At 59.8% G+C, this 6,788-nt stretch carries 7 protein-coding genes; 5 read left to right on the plus strand and 2 right to left on the minus strand.

Annotated elements, in window-relative coordinates; translation table 11 throughout:
* Window positions 1–60 precede the first annotated feature (60 nt).
* The gene (gene selD / locus B9Q17_RS04515) at window positions 61–1,098 is read right to left on the minus strand and encodes a selenide, water dikinase SelD (RefSeq protein WP_094624257.1); all 1,038 of its coding nucleotides are present in this window, start codon (window positions 1,096–1,098) and stop codon (window positions 61–63) included.
* Window positions 1,099–1,301: 203 nt separating this feature from the next.
* On the opposite strand from selD, the gene B9Q17_RS04520 reads away from it, so the two are divergent.
* Genes B9Q17_RS04520 through B9Q17_RS04530 form a run of 3 tightly spaced genes read left to right on the plus strand, consistent with a single transcriptional unit; the run spans window position 1,302 to window position 4,025 of the window.
* On the plus strand, window positions 1,302–1,550 hold the full coding sequence (locus tag B9Q17_RS04520; RefSeq protein ID WP_094624258.1) for a type II toxin-antitoxin system RelB family anti-toxin: 249 nt from the start codon (window positions 1,302–1,304) through the stop codon (window positions 1,548–1,550).
* Window position 1,551: 1 nt separating this feature from the next.
* Window positions 1,552–2,829 (plus strand): type II toxin-antitoxin system HipA family toxin, encoded by a 1,278-nt coding sequence (locus B9Q17_RS04525; protein WP_094624260.1) that lies wholly within the window; start codon window positions 1,552–1,554, stop codon window positions 2,827–2,829.
* Window positions 2,830–2,861: 32 nt separating this feature from the next.
* Complete coding sequence (locus B9Q17_RS04530) at window positions 2,862–4,025, plus strand: trans-sulfuration enzyme family protein (RefSeq protein WP_094624261.1); 1,164 nt, start codon at window positions 2,862–2,864, stop codon at window positions 4,023–4,025.
* Window positions 4,026–4,095: 70 nt separating this feature from the next.
* Here the strand turns inward: B9Q17_RS04530 and B9Q17_RS04535 are convergent, their stop codons facing one another.
* On the minus strand, window positions 4,096–4,872 hold the full coding sequence (locus B9Q17_RS04535; protein ID WP_094624262.1) for an SDR family oxidoreductase: 777 nt from the start codon (window positions 4,870–4,872) through the stop codon (window positions 4,096–4,098).
* A gap of 161 nt (window positions 4,873–5,033) precedes the next feature.
* Here B9Q17_RS04535 and B9Q17_RS04540 point away from each other — a divergent pair, with 161 nt between their 5' ends.
* Together B9Q17_RS04540 and B9Q17_RS04545 are read left to right on the plus strand one after the other, a co-directional pair.
* A complete protein-coding gene (locus B9Q17_RS04540) occupies window positions 5,034–6,071 on the plus strand; it encodes an NAD(P)H-dependent flavin oxidoreductase (RefSeq protein WP_094624263.1) in 1,038 nt (345 codons plus the stop codon).
* A 110-nt stretch (window positions 6,072–6,181) separates the two neighbouring features.
* A complete protein-coding gene (locus B9Q17_RS04545) occupies window positions 6,182–6,724 on the plus strand; it encodes a helix-turn-helix domain-containing protein (RefSeq protein ID WP_094624264.1) in 543 nt (180 codons plus the stop codon).
* Window positions 6,725–6,788 lie beyond the last annotated feature (64 nt).

Consider the following 6,788-nt stretch of genomic DNA (forward strand, 5'->3'; position numbering starts at 1 on the left):
GGATACAAAAAAGCCGCGCCGGGTTTGGTACCGGGCGCGGCTTTTTGATTGCGGGTGCGATCAGTCTTCGATGAACACCAAGCTCTCTTCGGAACCGGTCGCTTCCAGGCGACCCAGCGGCTGAAGCTCCAGCCCCTGCTCGCGGGCCTTGGCTTCGAAGGCTTCGCGGCTGCTTTCGGCTACGCTCACCATCAGGCCGCCACTGGTTTGCGGATCGCAGAACAGCAGCTTGTCGGCCTCGGTCATGCCGGAGATCGCCTTGCCGAACGCTGCCGCGTTGCGGTGGGTGCCGCCCGGAATGCAGTCGGCATCAATGTACGGCTGCAGGTTTGGCAGGGTCGGAATCGCCTTGCGGCTGACGGTAGCCTTCAGGCCACTGCCCCGGCAGACTTCCAGCAGGTGGCCAGCCAGGCCGAAACCGGTTACGTCGGTCATCGCATTCACGCCATCAAGCTGTGCGAACACCTCGCCCACCTTGTTCAGGGTCGACATGTTCTGCACCGCGACGGCCAGGTCTTCCGGCGTTACCTTGCCCTTCTTGGAGGCACTGGTCAGAATGCCCACGCCCAGCGGCTTGGTCAGATACAGCAGGTCACCCGCCTTGGCGGTGTCGTTGCGGATAATGCGATCAACCGCCACCTGTCCGGTCACCGCCAGCCCGAAAATCGGCTCCGGGGAATCGATACTGTGGCCACCGGCCAGAGCAATGCCTGCCTCGGCGCATACGGCACGGCCGCCATCAATCACCTTCGCGGCAATCTCCGGCGCCAGCTCATTCACCGGCCAGCCCAGAATCGCAATCGCCATCACCGGCTTGCCGCCCATGGCGTACACATCACTGATGGCGTTCGCCGCCGCAATCCGGCCGAAATCGTACGGATCATCCACCACCGGCATAAAGAAATCGGTGGTGCTGATCACGCCAATCCCGTTGCCGATGTCCGCTACCGCTGCGTCATCCCGGCTGCTGTTACCCACCAGCAACTTTGGATCATGAAAATCCGGCATATCGGTGTGCAGAATCCGGTCCAGAACATCCGGCGCAATCTTGCAACCACAGCCCGCGCCGTGGCTGAATTCAGTCAACTTGATAGACAAAGCGTCATCCTTCTTTGGGTTGAAGCAACTTGGTTATCCTCTCAATACGCAACAGTCTACAATGCGGCCTACTCCCCGGCCAATAAAACCACCGGGGTCAGACCCCGGGGTCTGACCCCGAAGTTTTTATCCCAACAAGAGGATAAATAGACTTTATCCCCTGCAGGGTATATGGTTAAGAAAATCCGCTTAAGGGGATAAGTGTGAGAATCACATCACCTGAAATGCTGGCGCAGGCATTGAAGAACATCAGGAAGGAGCGTCAGCTCAGCCAGAGCGTGGTTGCTGATAACGTTGGCCTGAAACAGGCGACCATATCTGGCTTCGAGAACAAGCCGGGGGCGTCTCGGGTTGAAACGCTGTTCAAGCTGCTTACCTCCCTCGATCTGGAGATGCACCTGAGCGAGCGCGATGCAAAAAATGCCGAAGCTGGCTGGGACCAGGAGTGGTGAGATGTCACAACTGCTGGTAGCCCTCAACGGAATTGAGGTTGGCACTCTTGAAAAGGCTCGCTCCGGCGCGATGACTTTTCAGTACCTGAAAGAATGGGTAGACCGGCCGGGCGCGCGGGCTATCTCGTTGTCCTTGCCGCTCACACTTGCACCCTACAAGGGTGAAAAAGTCTATAACTTCTTCGACAACCTGCTGCCGGATTCCGATACCCTCCGAGCCCGCATGCAAGCTCGCTTTCGTGTTGCCAGCAGTCACCCCTTCGATCTCCTTGCCAGCGTGGGCAGAGACTGCATTGGGGCCATTCAGCTATACCCCAATGGCATGGTGCTGCCTGACGTTACACAAACCAGGGCCAGGCCGCTGAACAACCGGGACATCGAGAACCTTCTGGCAGGCTACCAGGATGCGCCGCTGGGTATGGCCAAAGATCACGATTTCCGCATATCACTGGCGGGCGCGCAGGAGAAAACCGCACTGCTGTGGCACCAAAATCAATGGCAACTTCCTCTGGGGTCGACGCCCACCAGCCACATTTTCAAACTACCGATTGGTTTTCTCGAGCACAGCAACATTGATCTGCGCGAAAGCAGCGAGAACGAATGGCTCTGCCTTCAGATTCTCAAAGCCTTCGGCCTGCCAACCGCCAATGCAGACCTGGCGTGTTTCGGGAACCAAAGCATCCTGATTGTCGAACGTTTTGACCGGAAATGGTCAAGTGATGGTTCCTGGCTGATGCGTCTGCCCCAGGAAGACTTCTGCCAGGCACTGGGCATTTCGCCCGCGCTGAAATACGAAAGCGATGGCGGGCCAGGTCTTCGCCAATGCATGAAGATTCTTGAAGGCTCGCAGAATGCCAGCCAGGACCGGGATACGTTTTTCAAAACCCAGCTGGTGTTCTGGCTTCTGGCGGCCATCGACGGCCACGCCAAGAACTTCAGTCTGTTCCTTGAACCCGGCTCGGCTTACCGCATGACGCCACTGTACGACGTCATTTCAGCCTATCCGCTGATGGATCACGACAGCCTGGCACCCGCACGCGCTAAGATGCTTCCCCGGCACTTCCTCTCAACAGCGAAGGCCATGGGCTTTTCGCCGACGCGGGCCGCCGCCATAATGGAAGAAACGGTGGCTCAAACCGAAGCCGTCATCGAATCCGTCAACGCGCGGCTACCCAATGGATTTCCGGCGAAAGTAGCTGACCCGATTCTCACCGACCTTCGAGCACAAGCCCAGAAAGTGGGGTCTGACCCCGATCATTTTATCCCTTTCAACGGATAAGCCGAATCTCCTCCGCACAAACAGGAACCACCATGAACCACAAAGGCCCCGCCACCCGCATCATCCACAACCGCCGGCACATGGATCAGTTCGGCAGCCCCTACTCGCCAGTGTACAACACCACCACCTACCGGTTCGAGAACACCGCCGCGTTGCTGGATGTGATTGAAGGGCGCAGCGAAGGCAACCTGTACACCCGCTGGGGCACCAACCCGAGCATCCGTGAACTGGAACAGGGGCTGGCCGGGCTGGAGCAGGCGGAAGCGGCACTGGCGTTTGGCTCGGGCATGGCGGCAATTTCTGCAACGCTGCTGGCCCACGGCCGCAAGGGGATTGTCTGCGTGGGGGACCTGTACGGCGGCACCCAGGAACTGCTGAAAAATCACTGCATGGCCCTGGGCATTCCGGTCACCTTCCTGTTCCGTGAAGAACAGAACCGGCTGGCACACGAGCTGGGCGAATCGGGCAAACTGGTGTATTTCGAAACCCCGGCCAACCCGAACATGGCCATCCTGGACATTCGCGCCATCGCAGAAACCGCCCACCAACACGGCGCCCTGGTGGCGGTAGACAACACCTTCGCCAGCCCAATCAACCAGCAACCGCTGGTACTGGGGGCAGATCTGGTACTGCACAGCGCCACCAAATACCTGAGCGGCCACAGCGACATCACCGCCGGCGCCCTGATGGCCTCAGCCGAACTGGCCAAACCGGTAGCCGCCTGGCGCAAAAACCTGGGCCAGCTGATCGCCCCGGAAACCGCCGCCCTGCTATCCCGCAGCCTGCGAACCCTGCCGGTGCGCATCCGCCAGCACAACGAAAACGCCATGGCGGTAGCTGAGGCCATGGAACAGCACCCGAAAATCACCAAAGTCCACTACCCCGGCCTGCCCTCCTTCGAAGGCCACGACCTGGCCAAACAACAAATGACCGGCTTCGGCGGCATGCTCAGCATTGAAGTGGAAGGCGGCCAGCAAGCAGCCGTAAAGGTGGCAGATTCCCTGAAAATCTTCCTGCTCGCCACCAGCCTGGGCGGCGTCGAAAGCCTGGTCAGCCAACCCAGCGCCACCAGCCACCACGGCCTGAGCCGCGAAGAACGCCTGAAACGCGGCATCGGCGACGGCATGCTGCGGCTGTCCGTAGGCCTGGAAGACGTCGAAGACCTGATCGCCGACCTCAACCAGGCCCTCTCCTGATTCGGGGTCAGACCCCCGATAAATTATCCTCCAGAGCGGATTTTTATCGGCGGGTCAGACCCGCCACCGATCACCGGCTAACCAAAAAATCCGCCAACCGGCGCGTCATAAACCCCGGCAACAACTTGTTGGTAAACCACAACCCCCGGGCCCGCCAGCCCGGGATCACCATAAAGCGCCGGGCCTCAATGCCCTTGCGAATCCGCCGAACCGCGTAATCCAGCGGCAGCGTACCCGCCATAAGTTTCAGGGCTTCCGTTTGCTTCGGCCTGTTCAGCCGCTCCGCTTCCACCATCGGCGTTTCCACCTCCGGCGGGCACACCACGGTTACATCAATCCCCTTCTGCGCCAGCTCAATCCGCAACACCTCCGCCAGCCCAACCACCCCGTATTTCGAAGCGCAGTAAGCCGCATACCCGTAACAGCCCACCAGCCCGGCCATGGAAGCAATCAGCACCAACTGCGAGCCGGATTTCAGGTGAGGCAGCGCCCCCGCCACCACATTGCGGGTGCCAACCAGGTTAATGTTGATCACCCGGGCGTAGGTGTCGTCATCAATCGCCTCGAAATCCGCCGCCACGCAAATGCCGGCACAGTGAATCATTACATCCGGCTGTGCATCCCTTGCGGCCTCTGCAAGCACCTCCCGCACCTGCTCCGGCCGGGTGACATCCACCGCAAACGCCCGCACCTTGTGCGCCCCGGCAAGCGCCGAAAGCTCCGCCACCGCCTGCTCCGCCGGCTGCACATCAAACAAAGTCACCGCTGCGCCCGTGCACAAATAACTCCGCGCCAGCTGCAACCCGATACCACTGGCCCCGCCGGTAATAAACACCTGTCGACTCATAAAACCCACACTCCGCTCATTGAACTTGTTATTCCGGTAAACTTACCAACCCACCCCGCCACAAACCTTGGCCCAACCGACACACTGCGGGGGTCAGCCCCCCGATACATTCAGCCACACGAAATGTACTGGGGGTCTGACCCCGAATTGGAGAAGAAACTATGAGTAACGCACTGAAAGCCCTGTTTAACATCGAGAAGCCCATCATCCAGGCGCCGATGGCGGGGGTTCAGGATTATCGGCTGGCGGCGGCGGTTTCGAATGCCCGTGGGCTCGGGTCTTTGCCTTGTGCAATGCTGGGAGGGGAGGCTTTGCGGGAAGAGCTTAAGGCGTTGAATGAAGCCACCAGCAAGCCCTACAACCTGAACTTTTTTGCGCACACGCCACCCGAGCCCAACCCCCAGCAAGAAGCCAACTGGCGGCAGGCGCTGGCGCCCTATTACAAGGAGTTCGGCATTGATCCGGCCAGCATCACCGCCGGCCCGGGGCGCATGCCGTTTAATGAAGAGTCCGCAGCGATTGTGGAAGAGTTTCGCCCCGCCGTGGTGAGTTTTCACTTTGGCCTGCCGAAGCCGGAACTTCTGGAGCGCGTCAAAAAAGCCGGTGCGAAGGTGCTGTCCACTGCCACCACCGTAGACGAAGCCCTCTGGCTGGAACAGCACGGCGCCGATGCCATCATCGCGCAAGGTCTGGAAGCCGGTGGGCACCGGGGCATTTTCCTCACCAAGGACATGACCACCCAGATGGGCACGTTCGCCCTGCTGCCGCAGATTGTGGCTGCCGTGAAGATTCCGGTCATCGCCGCCGGTGGCATTGCCACCGCTGAAGGTGTGCGGGCAGCCCTGGACCTGGGCGCCGTAGCTGCACAAATCGGCACCGCATTCATGCTCTGCCCGGAAGCCACCACCAAACCCCTGCACCGCGAGGCCCTGAAAAGCCCGGCGGCGCGGCATACGGCCATCACCAACCTGTTCTCCGGCGGCCCCGCGCGGGGCATTGTTAACCGGGTAATGCGGGAGCTGGGCCCGGTTTGCGCTCAGGCACCGGCATTTCCCCTTGCAACGAATGCCATTGCACCGCTGCGGGCGGCCGGAGAAGCGGCTGGCACCGGGGATTTCTCACCATTGTGGTCCGGGCAGAATGCCAGCGGTTGTCGGGAGATTCCGGCGGGAGTCTTGGTAGAAGAACTGGCAGGCTAATGAACGGGGTCAGACCCCCAATACATTTCACCACTCGAAATGTACCGGGGGTCTGACCCCGCCTTATGAAGTGACCCCCGAAAGTTGGACACCGACTTTTGGGGAGTCACATGACAAGAACACATAGTGAAGCATTCAAATTAAAGATGGTGAAGCTTTACCTCGAAGGCGGGGCCAGCTTCAACCGCATCTCCAGAGAATTCAATGTCGATAGATCTTTGGTTCGGCGGTGGGTGACGAGATACCGGCACCATGGTCTGAAGGGGCTGGAGCCCGCAACCAAGCACCATTACAGCCCGTCGTTCAAGCTCCATGTCGTCAAGTGCGTGACCCGAGATGGCCTGACGGACCGGCAGGCAGAGGCGAGATTTAACCTCAGGAGCACGGGGCTTATTGGCAAATGGCTGGTGCAGTATCATAGTGGCCAGCTAACCAAGCCACTTTCCGAGACCAAGCGAGCTGCCCCGATGGCCAAAAAGTCTGTAGACCTCCCACCTGCTGATGCGCCAGAGCGCAGTCTCTCGCAGGATGAGTTGATCGAAGAGCTGTTGTACCTGCGGGCGGAGAACGCTTATCTAAAAAAGCTGGATGCCTTGATCCAGAAAGAGAAAGCCGCAGCGCGCAGCAAAAAGCGCAAGCGGTCCAAGGGTTAAGGCAGAAGCATTCCCTGGCACGACTGCTGCGTGCAGCCGGGCTGTCCCGCAGCACGTTCTATTA

Source organism: Marinobacter vinifirmus, assembly GCF_002258215.1.
In the GTDB taxonomy this organism is placed as follows: domain Bacteria; phylum Pseudomonadota; class Gammaproteobacteria; order Pseudomonadales; family Oleiphilaceae; genus Marinobacter; species Marinobacter vinifirmus.

Bases quoted from the DNA above. Each gene is read 5' to 3' on its own strand.
- B9Q17_RS04535 (WP_094624262.1), bottom strand. From the start codon at position 4,872: ATGAGTCGACAGGTGTTTATTACCGGCGGGGCCAGTGGTATCGGGTTG.
- B9Q17_RS04525 (WP_094624260.1), top strand. From the start codon at position 1,552: ATGTCACAACTGCTGGTAGCCCTCAACGGAATTGAGGTTGGCACTCTT.
- B9Q17_RS04530 (WP_094624261.1), top strand. From the start codon at position 2,862: ATGAACCACAAAGGCCCCGCCACCCGCATCATCCACAACCGCCGGCAC.
- B9Q17_RS04545 (WP_094624264.1), top strand. From the start codon at position 6,182: ATGACAAGAACACATAGTGAAGCATTCAAATTAAAGATGGTGAAGCTT.
- B9Q17_RS04540 (WP_094624263.1), top strand. From the start codon at position 5,034: ATGAGTAACGCACTGAAAGCCCTGTTTAACATCGAGAAGCCCATCATC.